Genomic DNA, 22,901 nt, shown 5'->3' with positions numbered 1-22,901 from the left:
TCCCAGCTGCTCTGCGAGCTCAGAAATCGTTTCACCTGCCTTGACGTAGCCAAGGCGGAGATATTTTCCGATGCTCAAGGTCCAGGGCCATGGCAGTAGGTGTCCCATGCCCCTCAATCGAACGAACTGGTGATCGCAGATGAAGTAGAATCGCTTATCTGCTGGATAGCCGTTTTCAAACATTGCCAGGCAAATATCGTGATACGAATTCGATTCGTTGACGAAGCGTCTGACATTTGGACCGACAGCAGAGACCCCAGGACGGCCGCGGTCGAGCCAGGCGTATGGCACAACCTGCGAGCCGCTGCCGCGTTTCAGGATCGAAACCGGGGTCCAGAAGCCCGCCGATGCGACATCTTTGTCGATGGCGGCCCCGAGCATAGTTGCAAGCCCAATGCCGTCACCGTTAACATCGGCGTGGGCCAACGTAACATCATGCTGGTGTGCACCACCGAGGTGCGTTCTCAACTGCGCGTTCCGGGCAAAGCCGCCAGTTGCGAGAACGACACCACGTGAGGCGCGCACGCGGATGCCAACGTTGATCCGCTTGATAATGGCACCCGTGACGCGTCCGCCTTCCTTCGTGAGTTCGACCGCTGGAGAAGATGGCCAAATTTCTACGCCGTACTCGCGCAGGCTCACCAGCAGCCGCGCGATCAAGGCATTCCCGCCGCTGAGCTCAGTACCACGCCTGAAGCTGAGCCGATCCCGCGCATAGCGGCTCAGGCGAGTTAAGACGTGTTTGAGCGACGCAACAGATGGGAGTGGGTTGAGAAAGCTTCTCACCTCACTCGATGAGATCATCATGCCCCCGATCACAAGCCGAATGGGATCACCAATCAAATCGAAGTCCTTGCCTAGAAGCCGCCCATCATAGGGGGCGGGGCTCAGTGCCCGTCCCTTATCAGCGCCGCCAAGCTGGCTCGAGTGATAATCGGGCGTAGTGGCCAGGGTAAACTTGACACTCGTGCCGTTCTCGAGCGCGGTTAGCGCCGCCGGGCCGTCTTCAAGATAAGCATCAATGAATTGCGCACGATAATGAACGCCGAGTTCGTGCTGCGGGTATGTCCTCGCATTGGCGATGGTGTCATCGATTTTAGCCGCGCGCGCCTGAGCAGAACAAGGAACCCAGATCATGCCATTCGACAGGGCCGTCGTTCCGTCAAGTCGCGGAGATTTCTCGCATACAATGACGCGCAGTCCGGCCTTTGCCGCATAGAGCGCCGCCGACAGTCCAGCCGCGCCGCTTCCGATCACGAGGACATCTGTCTCCCAGTCTTGATCCGCCCTCGTCTCTCCTTTGGAGGCGAAAGCGATCGTGTCCGGCTTAGCTCGGTCATTTGGTGCGTTCATGCGGCCTCGCTGCACGTTGCAGTGAACATCAATGAGTTTGCGGAAGCGGGACAGCCTTGAATTCCGCCGCCGCTGTTTTCACTGCCCGCTCAATTGGAATTCTGTCGATCGAGGATGCGCCAACAAAGCCGACACACTCGGTCGTCCGATAGACCTCGATCGTATCTTCAGGCTCGGCAATTGCCCCACCATGGCAAAGCGAGAGGACGTCCGACCGGATGCTTCGCGCCGCCGCGTTGATCTCATTGATGCGCCGGATCGCCTCCTTAAGGGATTGCCCCTCCTCATGACCGACCAGCCCGCCGCGCGTTGCGCCGACATGTGGGACCATGCAGTCGGCCCCTGCACTTGCCATCGCTTTGGCGTCTTGAGGGCTTGCGACATAGGCAAGCGACGTCCTTTCAGCAATCTGCTTCAAGAGTTCCGTGGGGTCTTCGCATCTGCTGGTTTGTCGCCGTCATCCCTCCTAGTGCCAATGTCGATCAGGATGGTCTTGCGGCCGCACGCCTCGATAATATTCGCAAGGTAAGACGCCTCGCGGCCCTTGGTATCCAGCGTGGCCACGATCGCGACCGCATCCGTAGTCGCGGATCCAGTCGCCAGTTTGGACAGGTTACCATCACGGGCCGACCTCTGGTCGTCCGTACAATGGTGAGACACGATCTTCCTCCCAGAACCATTCCTAACAACAGGTGGTCTAGACCCGGCTCTACCCGGGTATAAGATCGGTGAGGCGTCCAAATGGGTAACATTGGGTAGAAACGTTGAGCGCGAGTGTTCCCGGCAAACTTACCACACAGATGTCGGACATAGCTAAAGGCGGACAATTGCAAGTCTACGCACGCTCTTTGCGCAGCCTTCCAGAAGGCTCCCTGCTGGTCATGGCGATCCTGCCAATCCTCGACTGGAACGACTGTCGTTTGCGAGACTTGGTAACCCTCGACCAGGCAACGTCCGCTCCTCATGTCTATGCGGCGATAATCATGATCGACCCGTTCGCTTGCTGGGAGGATATGGCCGTATCGTTGAGGGATGCCGACATCAGCGGCGTCGCCAATTTCCGCCCGCATTTATGATCGAGCGGTCGGCGGAGGGCGTACCTGTTGACGCCGGACAGGAGCTCGAACTTCCGGGATGGAATGGTTCATAAAGCGATTTGGCTCCCATCTGGACGGACTCATCCATCTACCAGCAGAGGCTCTTACACGGACGATGAGCGAGGAGAGGTCCGGCACGATATATCCTAATAGACGCAGAACTGTACGTTTCGTACCGCAATGGAAGCGCCAATGACCCACCGTCACCCGCGCTTCACACGAACGCTGAATCGGCCAAATAGTCCGACCGTAGAACGCGGACATCACTTGTGAGATTCGATCGAGCTAATTAGTTTTTGGCCATCACGTCCTCGCATCCAGCACCGGCTCAGCGACTCGATCGAAGCCGCGTTCCAGTTAGGCGGTGTCCGCCAAAGAATGTTGCGAACGAAGAAGTCCACGAGCTTTAGTTCGCAGTAATTGCCCGGCACTCCGTGGTTCGCGTTCGGCACCACAAGCATGTCGAAGAATTTTCCTGCGTCGATAAGACGGTCGGCAAGCTGGAAGGTGGATGATGGATCGACGTTTTCATCCAGTTCGCCGACAATCAGCAACAGCTTACCTCGTAATCGGTGCGCGTTGTCGACGGCGGAGGATTGTGAATATTCGATGCCGACCGGCCAGCCCATCCACTGCTCATTCCACCAGATCTTGTCCATTCGGTTGTCATAGCAACCGCAATTGGCGACCCCAACCTTGTAGAACTCAGAATGGAAGAGGAGTGCGCTCACCGCATTCTGACCACCGGCGGACGCACCAAAAATGCCAAGGTTTGAAATATCGTACCACGGATAGTTTACGCTCGCCGCCTTGTGCCACAGGATTCGGTCGGGAAGCCCACCGTCCTTCAGATTTTTCCAGGCGACGTCGTGGAACGCTCGCGAGCGGTTGTTCGTCCCCATTCCATCGATCTGTACAACGACGAATCCAAGTTGCGCGAGCGGCTCGGCCGATGCTGAGAATGACTTCGGAACGAACGAACCGTGAGGGCCAGCATATATTCTCTCAACGACCGGATATCGCTTGGTTTGATCGAAATTAATGGGAAGGTGAATGACCCCCCAAATATCAGCCTCGCCATCTCTCCCCTTCGCATGAAAGCTGAGCGGCGGCGTCCAGCCAGCGGCCACGAGCTCCGAAATGTCGGCGCTTTCGACCTGCATGAGCTCCGAATTGTCAGTGGTTCGATATAAGACCAGGCTCGGCGGAAGATCGATTCGTGAACACAGGTCTACATAGTATTGGCCATCTGGCGAGAACTCGATGTGATGATTTGCCGCTCGAGGGGTGAGCGCAGTCAGGTCCGTCCCGTCAAATTCGATTCGGTAGCCATGGATGAAGTAAGGATCTTCGCCTGCGTTCATTCCGCTCGCGCCAAACCAGATCCGGCGGGTCACCGGATCGACAAAATAGACCGTGCGGACCACCCACTTGCCTTTGGTGATCTGATTTTTAATCTCGCCGGTTCGGCCATCGAATAGGTAAAGATGCTCGTATCCGTCGCGCTCGGACGCCCAGATGATCTCCTTCCCGTCTGCAACGTTAAACTGAAAGATTTTGCCAGCGCACTCTTGGTCCATGTTCAGCGGCTGATAGTCGACGAAGGTCTTGCTGCACTCATCGATCAGCGAGCGGACTTCTCCGGTGGCTGCCACCACTTCTAGAAGGCGATAGAGCTGATGGCCTCGTTGATTATACTTAAAAGTGAAACCTCGACTGTCCTCCCACCACTCGATCGGCGAAAGTTCGTAAGGATTTCGGAATAGACTGTTGTCGAGTTGGATCTCGCGACGGCTGCCGATCTCAAAGAGCACCGGGTGTGATACTGTCAACAGGTCGCCAGGCTTAGGATACGTCATGGTCCGGCGCCTCGGATGAAGCTGGTCGGTCGGCGACGATTCGACGAAATGAATTTTACGCTCGTACCCGGGGCGGAACCGGTATCCCGCAAGATAGCGCGAGTTCGGAGACCACCTCAGTGTGGACAACGCGTAGTAGTTGCTCTCGGATCCGTCCCAGGTCAAGGGCATGTCCTGCGAGCCATCCTTGCTGCACAGGAATAGATTGTGCCTATTGATATAGGCCAGCCATTTACCATCAGGAGATGCGCTTTTTTCCTTCGGATCATTTTCTACCGGAGGGCTGCCATAGGGGTTCTCCTCATGGACTTTGGATGAAGCGTTCTGGGCTAGACAGGTGTAGCTCACAAGATCGCAGCTCCACCTGGTGCTATCGATCTGGAAGCTGATCTCGCGACCATCGCTAGCCAGGTCAAAGCGACGAAACGGCAGATTGTCAGCGTCGCAATGCCTCTGCGTTGCTCGGGTCAGGGCGGCAGCCAGCTTATCATGATCAAAGGCCAGCTGTTTTGCGCCCGTGACAGCGTTCACGATGATGAATTGGCGCCGGCCCCTTACCCTTCGGCAATAAGCAAAGGCCTCACCATCTGACACCCAGAACGGCACGTCCGCGACATTGACCGTGAGCTGACCATAGTAACCGTTGATCGAGAGCGCTCGTTCGTAATCCGCTACCTGCAGGATCTCGTGTCCAAAACTATCTTTCCGGCGGTCCACGGCTTCCTCCTCATCTGAGCTAACGGAGCGATCGTTAAGGTGCCCCGTATACGAAAGGAGCAATAAGGCTCGCTGATAGCGTGCGGCTAAGTCGCGGGCCCAAAGATCGCCAGTGCCCTTCTCAATCCCCCTTGAGCTCCGTCCAAGTCATCCTTGCAGAAATGATGCCATCGAAGCTGCAGGCGTTATTACGTTGTTATCTGATCCCCCTTGTCGGCTAGAGAAGAACAGTAACACGAACACGAATGTGTAAAATCAAACACAGACTAGGAGTCGGCAGTAGCGGCAGGCCGAGCGAATAACGTTAGGCAGCGGTCATCTCCCCGCAACCGTGATTCCTCGAGAAATATGAACTTGCTTCGGACGCGAATGCGAGGGCATACAAGCACACGCGACCTCGCACATTTGCGCCACAGCACGCGGCTTCAAGTGGCAGGTAGTTGCCAGAACCACTGAGCTGGATGTCGCTGCGGTCTCGTGGACATTTGTTCGAAGGACATCCCAGGTGTGTTTGATGCAACCTTGGCTGAATTGCTTCAATCCTGTCGCGGGCGCTACTCTTGCCGCGGGCGACGCAGAAGCGTTTCCACCAGAATGCCATGGACCGCCCCAGGAACATATCTCCTTGAGAAAGCTGAACCCGAGCGCCTTTGCCCGTAAACTCGCTAACGAGGTGACGATTGGTTATGTTCGTGTCTCTCACGCTGGGGCACTGTCAGTTTTCGCCTGCTGCAAGACTGCTGCAATGGTTCGACCTGCGCAGCTCCGGAACATTCCCGACCGAAAAACGAAATGGAGAGAGGCTGGTGAGAATTGGAATGCCTTCGTCAACTCGGTACTCAACGACGATGCGCTGAAGCAATGGACCCAGGAGCAATTCCTGGCGAGCGTCTTCGGGCCAACGCAAGACTGAAAATACCCCGGAAGTACTGGAAGAATGCCAATCCAGAATGAAATTTCGTGAGACCAGCCAGCGCGACGATTAGAAGGGCAACTTAATAAAGCGCGCCGTGGCTCAGGCCGCGGCGGAATTTTTGGCCTGAAACCGACACAGGAAGTCCGCCGCCCGCTGGGCATTGGACGAGGTCTTGAAGATCGCGCGTTTGTCGTTCTTCGGCACCTTGATCTAAGAGGGCATATGGGAAATGTGCCCCTCCCTCACACCTCCGGTGTCAGGCCGAGACGATCGGCGGACAGGAAGGCCGCGCCAAGCTCTGCGACTACCCCTTCCATGGCATAGCCTTCATCGCCGAAGCGCTTGCGGCCGAACTCGCGATTCAGATGGCTCTCGTGGCGGTATGTAGTGTCCAACGCTAGTCATTGCGCGCGTCGCGGCAGAAGTGGAAGTACGTGGTCCTCACCTTTTCAGGTCGTGCCCCCCCAGCCCGGCAACCGCAGTGTTCTCCCTGGGCGCTGGTCTGTCCGTATCCTCAGATGCAACGATGACGAACAAGATTGACGCTTATTATCCGGTTTCCGACTTGCAGAAGGCAACGTGCTCTGATGAGTCGCGCCCGAATGGCGCATTCCTGCGCAGAGCGATTGAAGCTTTCGGAGTGGCTATTCACTGCTATCAGCGCCTCCATGACGAACACCGTCAATTTCAAGACGACTACGATATGCAGTGAAGGATTCAATCTTGCAGCGCCAGGTAAAATTTTTGATCAACACCAATGCCACAGCCACTCCGAGCTGGACATTCACCAGAGTTACCGTCAACCCTAGCGGCAACTTCCTGAGCTTGGATCGCACGAGGACAAACGATCTGACGATTACGCTGGGACCAGCCGTTCCGGGCGTCGTGGAAGCAACAAGAAATGGTCGGAGAATTGCGATGGCAAGCCGCGTGCCTGACAGGCGCGCCGCTGACCTGCATCTCTCTGCTCAGATCGCGAACGGCATCGAAACCGGAGTGAGAAACGCACTAAATCGCTAGCTTGGGATATTTTCGAAATGGCCAAAGCACGGAAACCTAAATCTCGTCCTGTCGTCCCGGAGGGCTTCAACCGGGCTAGGACGCTGACTGAACCCGAGGCTCATGCGTTGGTTGCGCGCACAGCCGCATCGATGGCTCTCCCCCATACATCTGTGTCCCGGCCGGTCCTCCGCCCGCACCCTGCCTACGATATCGTCGCGCCCCGAAAACCGGCGCGTATAGCATCCCTCTCTTTGGCGAAGTTATCGATTGTGCGGTCTGGCGAGCTGGCGGGATAGGCGCTGCCGCCGTACCTTAAGACTATGTCCGCGCCAACGAATTCTCGGCGTTGCCTCCCTCGCAAGTCATTTTGCGCACACCTGACCATAAGTGCGCAGCTCCCAAGTCCAACGGACGAAATGAAGCTATTTGGTCTTCCAGGAAAGCTAGGAATAGCTGCTTCACCTAGCAAGCTGTTGAAAAAGGTGCTCGCCGCCGACCAGCGACCGTGATTCATTGGCTCCGACGAGATTCGGAGATGATGCGTGCGCGGCGGCGACAATCGAACGGGCGAGCTGTTCAGCTACGTCGACCTGGAGGCGCGGGTGCGGCGTGACCATCCGCTGCGAGCGATCCGGACGATCGTGAACGAGGCGCTGTCGACGCTAGAGCGGGAGTTTACAGCCCTCTATTCGCCGATTGGGCGGCCGTCGATCCCGCCGGAGAAGCTGCTGCGGGCGATGTTGTTGCAGGCGTTGTATTTGACCCGCTCGGAGCGGCTTCTGATGGAGCGGCTGGAATACGACCTGCTGTTCCGCTGGTTCGTCGGAATTGGCGTCGACGACGCAGCCTGGGATCATTCGGTGTTCTCGAAGAACCGCGACCGGTTGCTGGAAGGCGACATCGCTGCCAAGTTCCTGGCGGCGGTGCTGGCGCAGCCCAAGGTGAAGAAGTTGCTGTCGAGCGATCATTTCTCGGTCGATGGCACGCTGATCGAGGCCTGGGCCTCGATGAAGAGCGTGAAGCCGAAGGATCGCTCTGGCGAGCCGCCGGCGCAAGGCGGCGGGCGCAATGCCGAAGCGGACTTCCACGGCCAGAAACGTTCAAACGACACCCATGCTTCGACCACCGATCCGGATGCCAGTCTCTGCCGCAAGGGAAAGGGCAAGGAGACGAAGCTGTGCTTCATCGGGCATGGGCTGATGGAGAACCGCCACGGCCTGCTGGTCGACGCCTGTCTGACGCGGGCCGACGGGCATGCCGAACGGGTGGCCGCGCTGCACATGATCGAACCCCGTGCCGACCGGCCAACAGCGATCACGCTTGGCGCCGACAAAGCCTACGACGCAGAAGACTTCGTCAACGAGCTGCGCTCGATGAACGTGACGCCGCATGTTGCGCAGAACACCAGCGGCCGCAGCTCTGCGATTGACGGGCGAACGACCCGGCACGGCGGCTATGCCGTCAGCCAGCGCATCCGCAAGCGCATCGAGAAGGCATTCGGCTGGATCAAGACGGTCGCCGGACAAGAGAAGACCCGATTCCGTGGCCGTGAACGCGTCGGATGGGCCTTTACCTTCGCTGCCGCCGCCTACAATCTGGTGCGGCTGCCCAAGCTGATCGCGGAGGCCGGCTGATGACCAAGGTGCCCGGCTATGCCAAGGCCTTTGCTGGCCGCTGGCGCATCGTCGAAATGGACAACTGGGACAGCGACTTCCTCGACCTCGTCGAACAGGCGCATCTCACCTTCAAGGGCAAGTCCGACGGTGAAATTGCCTTCGGTGCGCTGAAAGGCTTCCTCGATGTCCGCTACGGCGCGCGAGACGGTTCGGCCTGCGCGGAGTTCTCATGGGAGGGGCACGATGAGAATGACCCCGCCTGCGGTCGCGGATGGGCTATGATCGGCACTGTGGGGAGGCTCGTCGGCCACTTCTACATACACAATGGCGACGATTCAGCCTTCGTTTGCGAACGCGGCTGAGTTCTTCAACAGCCTGCTAGGTCGCCGCGCGGCGCTGCATTCACTGATGACATCTGGCTAGGAAGATATCGCTCTTGATCGAACAGCTGGAGCTTAGCTTGGCTGCGCGAACCTTTCGTATAACTCGACAGTCGGAGCGAGTGTGGAGCGGAGGGGAGAATGTCGGATTGGTTGAAGTATTGGGCGATGATCGCGCTTTAAGCCGTTGACGCCCCCTGTTGGCTTTAATCGTGGCGTGAGCCCACTTACCAGCGCGAAAACAACCGCTGAAGCGATAGCTCGCGTTTGACGATCCGGATCTTGCGGCAGCCGACAAGTTCCGCCTTGAGCAGTCAACGGACAACAAAGAGGTACAAACTCTCATTCAGCAAGTCATGAACGATTCCAGCAGAATCGCAGCAGCGTCATGAAAGGCGGCTAAAGTTAATCACCATCTTAGGTGAGCTTCGAGCTTCTGCAACGCAGCCAGTCTTTCCTCAATTCACGGAGCGAAGGCCGCCGCAAGATCTCAGTCAGCAACACTTGTCTCCACATCTCTTCTTCGGATAGTTGCAGGCGTCGCCGCTAAAATCGGGACCGAATGCCTCCCATGTAGTGCCTGTAAACCTCATCATCCGAGCTCCCCTTATCGGCGATAAGTCACTCTTGCTTGTATTTAGAGTCGAGCGGTATCCCTCGATCGGGTACAGCGGGAGATCAATGCTCAAATTGAGAGGCCTCAACTTAAGAAAACCATTCGAGCACAGTCGTCAAAGCCCACGGAGATGGCGCTGCTCTGGTGCAGCAATCAAGACGCCAACGGTTACACGTCGGAGCGCAAAGACTTTATCCTGGCCGCCATCGTGCCATGGCAGGAGAAGAATTGGCTGACGCGGAAGGTAGGCCATTTTAGCCGCAACCCTTTACTTGTCATCCCTGCCACTGCGTTTGTCGAGCAATGCTCGCCAGCGAAGGCGTATGAGGCGCCGCCCCAGCTTAACAAGTCGAATGGTTCGGCTGCGCAAATCGTCTGTTTTCCAGGCGCGCTCGGCAAGACGATGACTTCCAAACAGGCCTTGCGCGATTTGGCGATAGCTATTTCCTTCCTGCCATCCATCCACTGCCCGCAACGCCAGGATCAGCCGACGCCGCTTCAAAGCAGGCAAAGCAAGTGGCGGCTCGCCGAGCGCCCGACGCTCAAGGGCAAGCCAAAATCGACGTGCGGCTCCCAGCCGAAGCTCGAAATCGGCATCGAGCGGCAGATCAACGACGACAGCATATCCGCTCGCCGGAAGCTCTCTTAGCCAAAGGCGATGCTTCGTGCCCCCGAGCGGCACGATCGCATGCCATCCATCCGGCGCACGACGAAGCTCGCTGCCCGGCAGATTGTCGAAATCGAGCTGATAACTTTCGGGCGCAATGCGGTTGGCCGCCCGCACAGCCAGTACCGTCGGCAGCACCTCAGGTGCCCAAAAGATTGCTTGCTTGTCGAAAGTCTTTTGCGGATCAGCAGGAAAACGAAAGCCCCCACTTGCGTCGGAACTGGCCCGCCGCTGCGCTTGAACGTTCGCGGCGAGATAGCCGCTGATAATCCTCTTGGTAGTCGCGATCCCGGCGCAGCCACTCCCAGGCCAGGTCGGCAGCATCCGCCTTCTTCAGGCCGCTGTACGCTTCCTCAGATCTCCAGTCAGTATTCGGCATCGCACCTTTCCCGCACAATCTTCAGACGCGGCGAAATGCATCCGATGATTGTGGCTCTTTCCGGTGCTTGCTTGTCGTGCGCGCGCCTTGCACGCACTTAATCGATGGAATGATCAACTTTTACGATCGCGACGCATTCCGGCGCCCCTGACCTCCGCGCTGATCATTGCTTTGGCCAACCGCTACGTAGCAGATCGCGATAGCCGTGGTGCGCTAGCCACTTGGCCCGCGTCAGATGACTTTCGAATGTGCGGCGCGCACGATCCGGTTCAGCGGTGGGATCAAGCCCAAGCACAATTCGCGCGATTTCGCGCCAATCTGCCTTGTCCGCGTCCGCATCAAGAAGTCGCATATAGGCAACAGCATGCGCCTTGTCATATGACGTGAGCTCGTCGACGTTGGGCGCCAATTCTGCGATCTTCGGCTCGGCTGGCACTGCCTGAAACTCCTACCCAGCTGAAAAATCTAGTGAAATCAGACCAACGATAACTACTTTGAGGTCGTTTTGGTACCTGCCCAATGGTCGCACGCCAACCTCCTTTTCGCGCTGAGATGGCAATCGCATATTGGCTCACATTGACCTGGTGGCTCCATCCTGCGCTTTCCCTTGTTCATCGCAATCCATACCGGAAGGGATTGCAGATGTGCCCTACAACTAGGTTGTCCTTGCTGTTCCTGGCGGAAGGCATGGTGGTTCATGGTGACAGGCCCGCTCGCACTTGTGAAAGGCAATAACCAGAACCAGCGAACTGAGAATATTCGTTTCCCTTTCGAGCCACAGTTGAACATTCGTCCTACTAATCGCGCTCCCGGGTAAACGCCGCAGGCAATCTCTGAGCGCGATTCCCTCTTTGCCGCTAATGGCAAGCTATTGCCCCACGAGAACGCTTGTGATGGTCAACGAGAAGACGACACGCGCTAGCTGCGTCTGCATCTCACCGTTGCCTGATTCCTCGAAGCAATTGGGGAGGACGGCCACTGCTCCTGCGAGCCTATCGTAATAGTCTGGCTATAACCAGTGGTTTCATAATCATCGGAATGGCTGCCTCTGCGCATGAATGCTCGTGCGCTTGTGGTCTGGAATGTGCGCCGGATCCGCGTAGAGCGCGGCATTCCGCAAGAGCAATTGGCCTATGATGCCGGGATCGACCGCTCATACATGGGGCGCATTGAGCAGAAGAAAGACAACCCAACCATTGATCTCCTGGACCGTATCGCCGTGACCTTGGGTATTCCGAATTGTTCGCTGAGCCGGTCAGGGGTGCGATGCCCCCAAGCCGATGCCTAGAGGACGCAAACCGGCCCGCCCCTGTCGGAACAGGACGCAATTATTGTGGGAGCCATGTTTCAGCTAAGGAGGGGAGGGAGCGAGCCGGAGCGGCGCACGTGCTCCCTTCGATCTACAGCCGACGATTCTGCTCTCCTGCTCCAGCCCATGTCGTCCCAGCAGGGTTCCGCCTAGCGCCCCCAGGGCAGCCCGTCGTAAGGCCGAGCATCTTCAAAATGAGGGCTTGCGCCGCTCCGAAGAGTCTCTTTGGAGCTGTGGTCGGTTTGTCGGCTGGGGTTCGGGTGATCGCAACGCCAAAACCAAGAGAGGTCCGCAAGGGCATGGAGGGACTTGCTACCCTGGTGCGTAAGAGCATGAGACTCCGTCGTCCAGAGTTGTCGGTCGGAGGATCAAGCTAGCGTGCGGCTCGAGGACGGGACATTTCCGTTGGCCGAAGATCGGGAAGCTGTGGTGCCCATGCAGGGGCGCAATTTAGGCGCTCCTGGAAAGGCTCGACTGGCCGTTTGTTTATGGGACCCGTAAGACGCCGGCACAATCGCGAGCGGGATAGTTTCAGCCGGCGCCGGGCGCTGTGAATCAAGGCCATCCGACGCGTCGCGAGATGGTGGCGAGTATGGTCTGAATTGGGTGTGAGCTAGGCTGGGGCCTGACTATCCCGATGCGATGAAGGGGATGCTGAGCGAGAGCCAACGCTAGCGCTAGATCATCAAAAATGCAGCGTCATCGGTTTGACCGGCGAGCAGAGACGATGCCTGAAGATCAATGCTGTTGGACCTGGAAGAAGCCTACCAGGTGGCAGCTGCGCCCGTTGGCCGGTCTGGCGCATAAGAAGGCCGGCTCCGCTCGACATCGCAGGGCCGCAACTTAGTGTTAGGTCTGCCGGCGTCTTATGAATCCGGGAGATGCGGAGAATGTCAGGCAGCCTTTGCGGCCCTTGATTTTGGCCGCTTCACGTGCCGTACGCGGGCGTCAATCGCAAGCTGGTCCATGGCCCAGTGAGGACTGCCGATTTTGCTGACAGGGTACGGCTCAGTCGCGCGATTGTCCCAGATTACGACGTCGCCTGATTTCCAGTTCCAGCACAGGGTGTTCTGCGGGGCGGTGAGATAGGATTGCAGCCGTTCAAACAGTCTTTGGCTGGGGTAGCGCTGCAGGCCGACAAAGTCCTTCACGAAACGACCGAGCGATAGCATGCGTTCGCCGGTCTCGGGATGAACACGAACAATCGGATGTGTCGTTTCGTAGATCGCTCCAGTGGATACGCCACACCAAGGCCGCTTGTTGGATTCGGTGGCGCTTCCTGTCGCAGTGAGATCAGATGCGACGAAGCTCACAGCCCAGAGGTTATCTGCGAGCATCCGCAGGGGATCGGGAAGATCAAGATAAGCGGCCGCCTTGCTCGACCAAGCAACGTCGCCGCCAAAAGGCGGGACCGCTGCGAGCCGCAGCACCGAAATGCCTGTGGCTACCCGCTCATCGTTCATCTGGTTGCGATCACTGCAGGCGCGATCAGACAGCTCCTGCCGGATCGTTAAACCACCCATTGTGCCCGCCATTGTGGGATTCGGTATCAGCGAGCCGAGCCGGAGCACAAAACGCTGCTGCTGTGCATCGTCGAGATGTCCCTGATCACGGAAAAAGATGACCTTATGCTCTAGCAGAAGCCGGTTGAACGCGACGATGACATCGTCAGGCAAATCGTCCGACAGCGCAATGTTCTTGATTTCGGCACCAAGCCGGCCCGCGTACTTGACGATGTCTGCTCGCGGAATGACATTTTCAACAGCCATTGTTCCACTCATGACGGCGCCTCTTTCTGTGGATGTCTAAACAAGCTCAGTGGTGGTCGCGTCCGGCGACAAACCCGGCAGAACAAGCTTGATGCTACAGCCCCGAATTGTCTGAGCATGGGTCACCGCGCCGCTCAATTAGACGACTGAATTCTGAAGGACACTCGCACATGAGACCACCAGATCGATTTACAGGCTGATCAACAATGCAGATCATAGACGCAATCCATGTCCCGTCCATGAAATGAAACCAGCTTTCTTTTTGAGCTCGCGCAACGTTCGCCTCTTCCCAGAACTCATGCTTGGAAAATCCTCGAACAACGACTTCGTCGTACCTCATTCATCCCGCAAGGCCTCATGCGCAGGATGAAGATTAGAACGGGTTCGCGGCATGCACCCGCGAAGCGGATAGGACCCACCGCCTCGAAAATGAAATCTACCTCAAGCTGTATAACATCTTTAAAACTACTTCAACGGGCCCCCAATCATATTTTTGCGAATTGGAGTTGTTCAATGCGCGTCGTTTCATCAGCTGATCACTTACTGTCATGCCTTGGACTAGCGGAAGAAGCGCAAAATAAGCAGGCTGCAACCTCCGATGCATCTTAACAACGGACTTAATCCCTCGATTTTCGAAATTTGCGCTCGGCACGAATGCGTCGTCCCCGTGATGCCGTGTCTTTCGTTCTACCCGGAGACGTAGATTTTCCTTACGGCGTGCATGCCGCTTGGCTTCGCGGCCGTTGAGCACGCACATCGAAACAGAGCGCCCACGGCCAGGAATATCGCTCCGAAGGCGCCTTTGCGTTCTCAGACTGCAAGCCGCAAAATCCGGCTGCCTATCTTGCCTCACTATGAGCGAAACGACACTGAAGGGCGGTCGGATTTCAGATCATAAGCCAGGGATGTAGCTTCTTCATGAACGCTCTCTCTTGTCCTTGGCTTGAGATCGAGTGCTCGCCAAGACTAGGCGCGACGTCGACCTCACCGCGGGGCCACCCGCGCGCGAGGTTCGCGTGTGCAACATTCGGCTTTGCCTTCATCGCAATCGCAGCGATAAAGATGGATACATAGCGACTCGCTCTTGCACATCACACCAGTTTTGGAGCCATCCCCTCGCCGGCCATGCAGGCTTAAATGCCGGCTCCGATGATCTCCTTGTCAGATCAAAGAGCACTTTCGATTCCTGGCTGAATGTGCCGGTCCGCTTGTCTGAGCTCAGCGAACTGGCGGAACATGACAAACAGCGCGATCATTCCGGCGCCCAGCTCAGCGATGGCTTGACTGGCCAACACTCCGCTAAAGCCCGATATGACAGGGAATAACAGTACGGCCGGTATGAAGAGATATCCATGCCTCGCGAAAGACACAACCGCGCTGAGGCGTGCTCTGCCGAGCGACTGAAGCATTGTCGTCACGAAACACTGAATACCGAAGAGTCCAAAAAACAGATGAAAGATGATGCAGGTCGAGACGGCAATTTCGGTGACCTTATCGCTATCGCTGAACAACCTGACCAACGGCCGGACAAAAAGCATAACGGCTGTGGAATACGCAAAGGAAAGCGCAACCGTGATGGATAGCATGAACTTCGCGACCCTCAGTACACGGGCAAGGTCGCGGGCGCCCCAACCAAACCCCAGGACAGCTTGAGAGCCGATACAAAAACCCGTGATAGGCAGCGCCCCGATTGTCAGGATTCTTACAGCTATTCCCACCGCCGCGACGAACTCGTCACCGAATCGAGCAGCGGCTCCGTACAAGAACATACCGGCAAGAGCAGATAAGATACTTGTCGCGGTCGCCGGCGCCCCAATGAACGCGAGCTCTCTGATGCGATCTACCCGCAACGAGACCTGAGAGATTCTGACGAAGACAGTGCCCCACCCCTTGGTAAAATATCCGATGTAGAGGCTTATCGCAGCGATCTGAGATAGGAGCGTTGCTAGGGCCGCGCCTCGCACACCCAAGTCCAGCAAGAATATAAAAATGGGATCAAGCAAGGCGTTCAATATGAAAGCGCTCAGCATCGTCCACATACTGAATCGTGTGTTGCCTTCAGCTCTTGCGATGAAGCCGCTGACAATATTTAGGAGCATCAAAGTGGACCCCGGCAAAAGGATCGTGGCGTAGTCGAGCGCGATGGGAAGGATGGTTGGACTTGCCCCGAGTGCGACGAAGATGCCTCGTAGGCCCAGAAGCAGTCCGACCGTCATGATCACTCCGATCGGAGCGGCGAGCGCGAGTGCCGTACTCGCACCTCGACTAGCCTCCAAGTCATTACCAGCACCAAGATGACGAGATATGAAAGATGCAGTACCCACACCGATCCCCTCTCCCGCCGCCGCGAGCAGGATAATGATCGGCATAGTCATGCTCACGGCTGCGATCGCCTGCGCACCAAGTGAGCCAACAAAGATAGCATTGAGGAGCTGCTGTAACGCGCTGATCGACAACCCGATAACAGATGGAATGGCAAGCCGAAGGAGAAGGCTCGGGAGCTTTTGATCCGATAGATCCACGTGCCGGCTTTTCTTCGGCATCGCATCGCGATCGTCTTTGACGACCAGCTTCGCATTCCGGTCATCCATGATTCACAACGTCCTCAGCGCTACGAATTCATTGATCGTCTGCAACAGCTCCTGTTGCAAGACCGTGCAAAGATGGCGGGTCACCTCATAATCGACCATGCTCGGATCATACGTGGCGTCAATCTGTAGATCGCCCGATTGGTATCCGACATCGAACCAGAAGACGTGGATCGCCGCCGCTTGATGCATGTGTTCGCCGATCCAAAGTGGATAAGGGTCTGCGTCTAGAAAACGGCGTGGGAAATGGCGCTGCAAACGAGCGCGATAATTCACCCCAATTCTGGGCAGTGGCAGGCGATCGAGCCGACACCGCACGGCTGGATCTCGGTTTAGGAATTTCAGCGCCCGAAAGCCTATTCCCCCACGCGGCAGCGCATTGCGCTGCCGGTATATTAAACGAGCACGGTCGGAACGCGACTCTCTTCCTGTGATATTCAATGAAAGCGGAACGAGCTCGCTGATCAGGCCAATGATCTGAGATGAATCGAAATCGTCAAACAACCGACCTCGTGTCGAGGTCAGGCTATCGATCCAGAGCGAATAGTTGCCGAACAGGGCGCCAAACGCACCGGACAGGGCAGCAAGAAACACATCAAAGTCCTGACAATGCGCTGATCTGGCTCCAATACTGAGCAGACCCGCTGTTGCTTCCCCGTCGATCTCAAGATGGTACTTGGCCTGATCTAGCGAACGGCCGTTCGCAGCCTCCCGACGACCTCCGACACTTGCATCGTGAAGCTCTCTCGCGCTTCCTTCTGCAACACTCGTGCCGCGCGATGACGCGTCGCTCACACGCAAGTTAAATTGGTCGTAGTCGATGTCCTCCCAGTGCTTGAGTTCGTCTGGTGCTTCGCTGTTCGCGTAGTGCTCGAGGCGCTTCAACCAGGGAGAGAGCCTTTGTACGGTCTCGGGACCATTCACATCGTGACCTGCAGCAAGAGCTTGGTATGCGCCCTCCAATGCTTCCAGAAATAGCCGATAGCCCATCCCATCCACTACGAAATGATGCATCAGCACCAGCAGATAGTAATCGCCGCTTTCCGAAGTACGGAAGGCCGTGACGCGAACAAGAGGCATGTGGCCGTCAAACCGAAACATGTGTTGACGTCTTGCCGAGACGCTCTCGATGGTCCTGCGCTGGTCTGGGCCGGTCATCCGGGCGAGATCGATCTCCTCCACGATACGCTCGGCCGGACAAGGCCCAATCCCCAGCCGTAATCCATCTTTGGTTCGGGCAACGCGGAGCCTGAGGCCTTCGTGCCTCTCGATGACATGGGCGAGAGCGCGGTCCAGGATCTTGATGTTCAGGATGCCGCCGCGCAAGAAGAACAGATCGCCGATGTTAAAATGCTCGTCAAAGCCGACAAGAGAATTCCAAAACGATATTACGGGGGGCACAGGCAGTAAGCCGTCCGCGGGAGCCACGTTGTGAGGTGCCGCCTCCGCTTCCCCGGCCGCCAACTCCCTGATGGTCGGTGTTCGATAAAGCTGGTTGACGGTGAGATTCAGCCCGGCTTTGCGCGCCAGCGTGACGCAACGCACGCTCAGAAGAGAATCGCCGCCGATATCAAAGAAGCTGCTGTCGATTCCCACCCCCTTGGCGCCTAATAGATCCTCCCAGATCCGAGCAAGAACTCGCTCGTTCCTGGTGCGGGGCTCAGCGGATGGATTAGTTTCTATCTCGCGGTAAGGAACGGAGGAAAGGCGAGCACGGTCTATCTTTCCGCTTGTCGTCAGGGGAACACTGTCAACCAACCTGAAGGCTGTGGGAACCATGGGAGATGGCAATCTGTTGCGCAGGTGGGCGAGAATCTCTCCAGTGCTTAGATTCTCCCGAGCGGGCACCACGCTCGCCGTCAAGCGGCGATCCTCATCGATGCCTTCTGCGAAGACCGCGGCCTTTGCGATTGCCGGATGAGACTCAAGGGCAACTTCGACCTCCTCCGGCTCGATGCGAAAGCCCCTTACCTTGATCTGGTTGTCCGATCGGCCGCAAATCTCGAGAAGGCCGCTGGTTGAGATGCGTGCGATGTCCCCACTTCGATAAAGCACGTCGTATTGTCCGCCATCATACGGATTCGGCACGAAGCAGCGGTCAGTCCGATCTTGATCCCGCCAATACCCAGCGCTGAGACAGCGGCCCGCGATGCACAGTTCGCCGGGGGCTCCAACAGGCACTCTCTTCAATCGTGAATCGAGCACGTAGAGTTTGACGTTGTCGATTGGCCGCCCCACCGGCACAAGCGCCGAGTTGTCATCGGCATCCGATGTTTCGTGCACGGCTGCATTGGACGCACATTCCGTCGCACCATAGAAGTTCCACAAGGGCACGCCTGGAAAAGACCCGCGCCAGCGAGCGGGCAGCGAGGAAGGCATCGGTTCGGCGCTGCTTGTGACCAATCTCAAGGCGGTCCTTTGCGGTTGCCGTTCCTGGGACCCGATCATACCGGACAGGAGTGGCGGAGAGGCAAAAAAGCGTGTCACACGATGTTTTGCCAAACTGCACAACAAGAGATCCGGATCTAGCACCTGCCCTTGGGTGAGGATCAGCGTTGGCACACCTCTCAGAAGCCCACCAAAATACTCCCAAGCGGACGCAACAAGGGAAGCGGACTTCTGGACAACCATCACGTCGGTACTATCGAAGGGAAAACGTCGCCACATCCAGTTCAGCCGATTGAGAATGGCCGATTCCGGAATAAGAACGCCCTTCGCCCGCCCTGTTGAGGACGACGTGTATATAAGGCTCGCAATTTGGTGATCTGAGGGAGAGTCGCTGGATTCGAAATTATCCGTCAGCGCCCTGCACTTGTCTAACGTCAATAGACAAATCGAAGGTATGTCAAAGCCAGTCTCCGTGGTATTTGCGTGAACCAACACCTTTGCCTGACTATCTCGCAGGATATGTTGGATCCGATCAGGCGGATAATCCGGCGGTATCGGCACGACCATAGAATGCAAAGCTCGCGCCGCCAGCATAACAGCGGCAACGTCAGGCGACCGGTCGACCAGCATGGCGACCATATCGCCAGCGCCCACGTCCAAATCCCGCAGGAAGGACCTGATAGCTGCTACGCGCTCACGCAGCTGGCCGAATGTGACCTCCCCGAACTCGCCAAAATATGCTACCTTGCTGTGATTGGAGACACTGATCTGCTCGAAGGCTTCAACAAGCAGACATTCAGACTCATATGGCTGCCTGGACCCCTCCAGCGAGTTCAGTAGAGTGACGTCTGACGCGCTGAGGCAGCTCAGCTCCTCAATAGGCGCAAGCGGTTTGTCAACGCAGGCGGCAATCAGACGGCGCAGATTGTTGGCCATGCGAACAACTAGATCACTCGAAAATATGTCTTCCGCATACGCCAGCTGGAGCGCAATTTCATCGCCGTGATCTTGCGCGTACAATGTCAGGTCGAATTTGATATAGCCTGTGTCGTACTCGCGGAATGTCAGAGCCAGCTCGTCCCGGCCAACGGGTTCGGCGGCCTCGGAGTACATGTTGAACATGACCTGGAAGATCGGTGATCGACCCAGTTCGCGACATAACCTTGTATCCCTGACCATCCATCCGAATGGATAGGCGGAATTTGCGATGGCATCGCTGACCAGGTCCTGGATGCGGCTGGCATGAGCAGCAAAGGATTGACCGGCATCGATCACGGCACGGATCGGCAGCATATTCAGGAAAAAGCCGATGATGTCGGCGCTGCCAGGTTGATCCCGTACAGCGTGTGGCATGCCGACGACAATATCGTCCTGACCGCTATACATTCGTAGCAGCAGCTGGAAGCACGCCAGCAGTGTTGTCGACGTGGTGCAGCTATTTTGGCGCGCGAATTCTCTTACCCGACTGGATAGATCGCCGCCAAGCAGTACTGGATGCGAGCCGCCGCGATATGAATTGGTTTGCGGGCGAGCCCTCCCAAGCGAAAGCACCGGTGGATCATCACCAATCTGACGGCGCCAATAGTGACGTTGGCTCTCCAGCGCCTCTGGCGGAACGTGTTGTGCTTCCCACACCGCGTAGCTCGAGAGTGACGCACGGTTCTCTGGGCAAAACGCCACGGAATCTAGGTATCTTTGCTGAAGATCTCTGAGCAGCACAGAGATGGACCAGGCATCGACGATGATTTCATGAGCGGTGATCAATATTAGATGGTTGTCGGGACCAAGCCGGACCATGCGCGCGCGAAACAAGTGGCCTTGCCGGAGATCAAAATTGTCGTTCAGCTCCGTTCGCCGAAGCTGTTCGATGAGCTCCTCAGCTTCCTGCGACGTGAGGTGAGATGCATCAGTCAATTCAAGACTGGTACATGGCGGAGCATCAAAACATTGAGCCGGACCGTCTTCGTCGATAAAGCGGGCCGAAAGTGCCTGGTGGGAATGAACGACATCGGTCCAGGCGCGATTCCACCGAGCTAGATCGATGCTTCCCCTAATTCGCAGGCCGCCTTGAATGATGTAGTTCCTGGCAGATGGATCGAGCTGGGAGAGAAACCATAGGTGCTCCTGAACTCGCGTCAGAGGCGATCGGCTGAGACTTCCGTACGTCAGGGCTGTGCAGGGCTTGGACTCGGCTGGAGCCGCGATCGAAGCGGCAAGAGACCGAATCGTCCCATTCAGGACCATCCTGAAATCCGCTTTCACTCCGAGCAGAGTCTGCAACTGTCCCAATATGAGCATTGCCCGCAGCGAGTCTCCGCCGAGGCTTATGAACTGGTCATTCACACCAATCTTCTCAATGCGCAAAATGGCGGACCAGATTTTACGCAGTCGGGCTTCGAGGTCTGTTTGCGGCTCCTCGAATGGCGTTGGCAATGGAGGACGAACACAGGTCGGGTCGGGCAATGCTCCAAAATCGACCTTTCCGTTCCTGGTCAGTGGAATACCGTCAACGTGGATGATTCTTTCTGGCAGCATGTAGCTGGGAAGCGTCTCGGCAAGGAAGTTCTGGAGCTCGCTTTCCGCCAGTTCAGCTGGAGCTGACACATACGCAATAATTCGCCGCGTTCCGGCTTCCGCCTCGCCTCGGGCTATATTTCGCGCCGTGAGCTTTACGCCTGCGCAGACGGAGGCGACTGCGGCAGCGCCATGCACCGAGGGATGAGCGGACAAACGAGCTTCGATTTCTCCCAGCTCGATTCTGTGCCCGCGAATTTTGACCTGACGATCCCGTCGACCGAGACATTCCAAAAGGCCGTCGGAACGAAGGCGCCCAAGATCACCTGTCCGGTATAGGCGCCGGAACGACGGATCGTTTGAGAACGGGTTTGGCCGAAAGGCATCCTTGGTGCGGACATCGTCATTGGCGTAACCGGCAGCGACACCAACGCCACTCACACAGATTTCGCCGACCTCCCCCACGTTGCACAGCCGCAGTCCGTCGGCGACGTAAACCTTAACGTTATGAATCGGTCTGCCGATCGGTACATAAAGCTCAGCCAGCGCAGGCGGCACGGAAACCAGATGATGCGTAACGCCGTCCGCGCACTCGGTCGGCCCGTAGTGATTGAGGATGGGGACGCGGGGATATAAGCCAAGCCACTCACGTGCCAATCCGGGTGTTAGCGGTTCTCCGACCGTAGAAATAATCCGCAAACCATCCAGAGCTCGCTCCGCCGGAGCAAGTGACTGCAGATACTCAACAAACACTGCGAGCATCGACGGAACGAATTGGATAACCGAAGCGCCGCTTCCTTGAATTGCTTGGAGGAGGCACAATGGCGATCTCAATGTTGCATCATCAATGATCGCGCTAGAGGCTCCGACGCAAAGCCCAGCCAGAAGCTGCCACAGCGAGATATCAAAGCAATGCGACGCCGTTTGAGCGACGCAATCCGTCCGAGTGAGACTTAGATCGTCGATCTTTGCCGCCAAATGATTGTTTAGGGCGCCGCGCTCAATCATTGCGCCCTTAGGCTGGCCCGTCGAACCAGACGTAAACAGAATGTAGGCGAGTCCACCCTCGCTCGGCGATGGCACCACAGACAAAGTCTGGCCCTGGCGCAGCGCCGCCGCTATCGCTATGAATTGCGTGGCGCCTTTGCTGCTCGCCTGCAATAGGCTCAGCGAAGCCGGCTGGTCTCGGCCAATCACCAGAGCGCAGCGGCTCTGCTCGATCATGAATGATGTACGAGAAGCCGGTAACGATGGATCGAGCGGCAGGTACGTTGATCCAGCTTTCAATATTGCGACGACCGCCGTCGCCCAGTCGAGGTCCCGCTCCCCCCAATAGCCGACAACCGCCCCTTGAGCGCTCTGCTCTCGTAAGGTCCTTGCAAGGGCATCCGATCTTAATCGTAGCGCCTCATATGTGAGTTCGTCTGCGCCGTACCTCAGCGCAACCCTCTCCGGATCCGATCCTGCAAGTCGATCGATCGCCGTGATCGCGTTGAGCGGTTCACGTTCCACAGACTGATTTTTGCCTGATTGATTTTCCGTAGGCACGCGCCCCGCCATTTGTCGCTTCTGCGGCGTTCAAATCAGAGCGCCAACGCTCCTGATCGAGGTGTGCATTGCGTAGCCACCCTGATTCCGCCGGTCATAACTGTTCGTCCGTATCTTGGCTTCTCGTTCTTTCATTTACTTCTGTTTCCTCGAGGATCGGCAGAGGAACGCGGGCGGACGGTA

General features: G+C 57.1%; 17 protein-coding genes and 1 pseudogene. 7 read left to right on the top strand and 11 right to left on the bottom strand.

All coding sequences use genetic code 11. From position 1 onward, the window contains the following. Nucleotides 1-168: 168 nt before the first annotated feature. The 3 genes and pseudogenes from XH84_RS10645 to XH84_RS40670 all read right to left on the bottom strand — a co-directional run. Nucleotides 169-1,353, bottom strand: a pseudogene (locus tag XH84_RS10645) (FAD-dependent oxidoreductase); the annotation flags it as partial. A 28-nt stretch (nt 1,354-1,381) separates the two neighbouring features. Further along, nucleotides 1,382-1,771, bottom strand: coding sequence for a phosphoenolpyruvate hydrolase family protein (locus tag XH84_RS10640; protein ID WP_245471682.1), 390 nt, complete (start codon nt 1,769-1,771; stop codon nt 1,382-1,384). Next, nucleotides 1,768-1,917 carry a Tm-1-like ATP-binding domain-containing protein gene (locus XH84_RS40670; RefSeq protein ID WP_245471681.1) on the bottom strand — a complete coding sequence of 50 codons (150 nt, stop codon included), beginning with the start codon at nt 1,915-1,917 and terminating at the stop codon, nt 1,768-1,770. The genes XH84_RS10640 and XH84_RS40670 overlap by 4 nt, the downstream gene beginning before the upstream one ends. 200 nt (nt 1,918-2,117) lie before the next feature. On the opposite strand from XH84_RS40670, the gene XH84_RS10630 reads away from it, so the two are divergent. Continuing rightward, nucleotides 2,118-2,429, top strand: coding sequence for a hypothetical protein (locus XH84_RS10630; protein WP_208757062.1), 312 nt, complete (start codon nt 2,118-2,120; stop codon nt 2,427-2,429). Between the two features lie 284 nt (nt 2,430-2,713). On the opposite strand, the gene XH84_RS10625 is transcribed toward XH84_RS10630, so the two are convergent. Further along, entirely contained in the window at nt 2,714-5,026 is a 2,313-nt protein-coding gene (locus XH84_RS10625) for a S9 family peptidase (protein WP_245471680.1), read from the bottom strand. Between the two features lie 514 nt (nt 5,027-5,540). Between XH84_RS10625 and XH84_RS40665 the strand changes: the two genes are divergently transcribed. Beyond that, a complete protein-coding gene (locus XH84_RS40665; protein WP_245471679.1) occupies nt 5,541-5,939 on the top strand; it encodes a hypothetical protein in 399 nt (132 codons plus the stop codon). Nucleotides 5,940-6,184: 245 nt separating this feature from the next. Here XH84_RS40665 and XH84_RS41615 read toward each other — a convergent pair whose 3' ends face one another. Next, on the bottom strand, nt 6,185-6,337 hold the full coding sequence (locus XH84_RS41615; RefSeq protein ID WP_333920994.1) for a zincin-like metallopeptidase domain-containing protein: 153 nt from the start codon (nt 6,335-6,337) through the stop codon (nt 6,185-6,187). Between the two features lie 131 nt (nt 6,338-6,468). Between XH84_RS41615 and XH84_RS10610 the strand changes: the two genes are divergently transcribed. The 4 genes from XH84_RS10610 to XH84_RS10595 all read left to right on the top strand — a co-directional run bounded on the left by XH84_RS10610 (nt 6,469) and on the right by XH84_RS10595 (nt 8,922). After that, nucleotides 6,469-6,654: a hypothetical protein gene (locus XH84_RS10610; protein ID WP_128948215.1), complete on the top strand. Its 186-nt coding sequence runs from the start codon at nt 6,469-6,471 to the stop codon at nt 6,652-6,654. Nucleotides 6,655-6,665: 11 nt separating this feature from the next. Continuing rightward, nucleotides 6,666-6,962 carry a hypothetical protein gene (locus tag XH84_RS10605; RefSeq protein ID WP_128948214.1) on the top strand — a complete coding sequence of 99 codons (297 nt, stop codon included), beginning with the start codon at nt 6,666-6,668 and terminating at the stop codon, nt 6,960-6,962. A 524-nt stretch (nt 6,963-7,486) separates the two neighbouring features. Then, nucleotides 7,487-8,578: an IS5 family transposase gene (locus XH84_RS10600; RefSeq protein WP_128948213.1), complete on the top strand. Its 1,092-nt coding sequence runs from the start codon at nt 7,487-7,489 to the stop codon at nt 8,576-8,578. After that, the gene (locus XH84_RS10595; protein WP_128948212.1) at nt 8,578-8,922 is read left to right on the top strand and encodes a hypothetical protein; all 345 of its coding nucleotides are present in this window, start codon (nt 8,578-8,580) and stop codon (nt 8,920-8,922) included. The genes XH84_RS10600 and XH84_RS10595 overlap by 1 nt, the downstream gene beginning before the upstream one ends. Nucleotides 8,923-9,824: 902 nt before the next feature. On the opposite strand, the gene XH84_RS10590 is transcribed toward XH84_RS10595, so the two are convergent. The 3 genes from XH84_RS10590 to XH84_RS10580 all read right to left on the bottom strand — a co-directional run bounded on the left by XH84_RS10590 (nt 9,825) and on the right by XH84_RS10580 (nt 11,038). Further along, the gene (locus tag XH84_RS10590; protein WP_430641890.1) at nt 9,825-10,340 is read right to left on the bottom strand and encodes a DUF2285 domain-containing protein; all 516 of its coding nucleotides are present in this window, start codon (nt 10,338-10,340) and stop codon (nt 9,825-9,827) included. A 67-nt stretch (nt 10,341-10,407) separates the two neighbouring features. Next, entirely contained in the window at nt 10,408-10,602 is a 195-nt protein-coding gene (locus XH84_RS40660) for a transcriptional regulator domain-containing protein (RefSeq protein ID WP_128948210.1), read from the bottom strand. Between the two features lie 163 nt (nt 10,603-10,765). Further along, nucleotides 10,766-11,038 (bottom strand): DNA -binding domain-containing protein, encoded by a 273-nt coding sequence (locus XH84_RS10580; RefSeq protein ID WP_128948209.1) that lies wholly within the window; start codon nt 11,036-11,038, stop codon nt 10,766-10,768. A 618-nt stretch (nt 11,039-11,656) separates the two neighbouring features. Between XH84_RS10580 and XH84_RS10575 the strand changes: the two genes are divergently transcribed. After that, nucleotides 11,657-11,890 carry a helix-turn-helix domain-containing protein gene (locus tag XH84_RS10575; protein ID WP_245471678.1) on the top strand — a complete coding sequence of 78 codons (234 nt, stop codon included), beginning with the start codon at nt 11,657-11,659 and terminating at the stop codon, nt 11,888-11,890. Nucleotides 11,891-12,804: 914 nt separating this feature from the next. Here XH84_RS10575 and XH84_RS10570 read toward each other — a convergent pair. From XH84_RS10570 to XH84_RS10560, 3 genes are all read right to left on the bottom strand, one after another. Continuing rightward, a complete protein-coding gene (locus XH84_RS10570) occupies nt 12,805-13,680 on the bottom strand; it encodes a TauD/TfdA dioxygenase family protein (RefSeq protein ID WP_245471677.1) in 876 nt (291 codons plus the stop codon). A 1,166-nt stretch (nt 13,681-14,846) separates the two neighbouring features. Next, complete coding sequence (locus XH84_RS10565) at nt 14,847-16,271, bottom strand: MATE family efflux transporter (RefSeq protein WP_128948207.1); 1,425 nt, start codon at nt 16,269-16,271, stop codon at nt 14,847-14,849. 3 nt (nt 16,272-16,274) lie between these two features. Further along, a complete protein-coding gene (locus XH84_RS10560) occupies nt 16,275-22,730 on the bottom strand; it encodes a non-ribosomal peptide synthetase (RefSeq protein WP_245471676.1) in 6,456 nt (2,151 codons plus the stop codon). Nucleotides 22,731-22,901: the final 171 nt, after the last annotated feature.

The organism is Bradyrhizobium nanningense (assembly GCF_004114535.1).
Lineage (GTDB): Bacteria > Pseudomonadota > Alphaproteobacteria > Rhizobiales > Xanthobacteraceae > Bradyrhizobium > Bradyrhizobium nanningense.
Note: the sequence above shows the minus strand (reverse complement) of the source record. Positions and strands in the feature narration are given on the sequence as shown.

Excerpts from the sequence above, each read along its gene's own strand:
- XH84_RS40665 (WP_245471679.1), top strand. The coding sequence starts at position 5,541 with ATGCAACCTTGGCTGAATTGCTTCAATCCTGTCGCGGGCGCTACTCTT.
- XH84_RS10610 (WP_128948215.1), top strand. The coding sequence starts at position 6,469 with ATGACGAACAAGATTGACGCTTATTATCCGGTTTCCGACTTGCAGAAG.
- XH84_RS10595 (WP_128948212.1), top strand. The coding sequence starts at position 8,578 with ATGACCAAGGTGCCCGGCTATGCCAAGGCCTTTGCTGGCCGCTGGCGC.
- XH84_RS40660 (WP_128948210.1), bottom strand. The coding sequence starts at position 10,602 with ATGCCGAATACTGACTGGAGATCTGAGGAAGCGTACAGCGGCCTGAAG.
- XH84_RS10575 (WP_245471678.1), top strand. The coding sequence starts at position 11,657 with ATGAATGCTCGTGCGCTTGTGGTCTGGAATGTGCGCCGGATCCGCGTA.
- XH84_RS10570 (WP_245471677.1), bottom strand. The coding sequence starts at position 13,680 with ATGGCTGTTGAAAATGTCATTCCGCGAGCAGACATCGTCAAGTACGCG.
- XH84_RS10565 (WP_128948207.1), bottom strand. The coding sequence starts at position 16,271 with ATGGATGACCGGAATGCGAAGCTGGTCGTCAAAGACGATCGCGATGCG.
- XH84_RS10560 (WP_245471676.1), bottom strand. The coding sequence starts at position 22,730 with ATGGCGGGGCGCGTGCCTACGGAAAATCAATCAGGCAAAAATCAGTCT.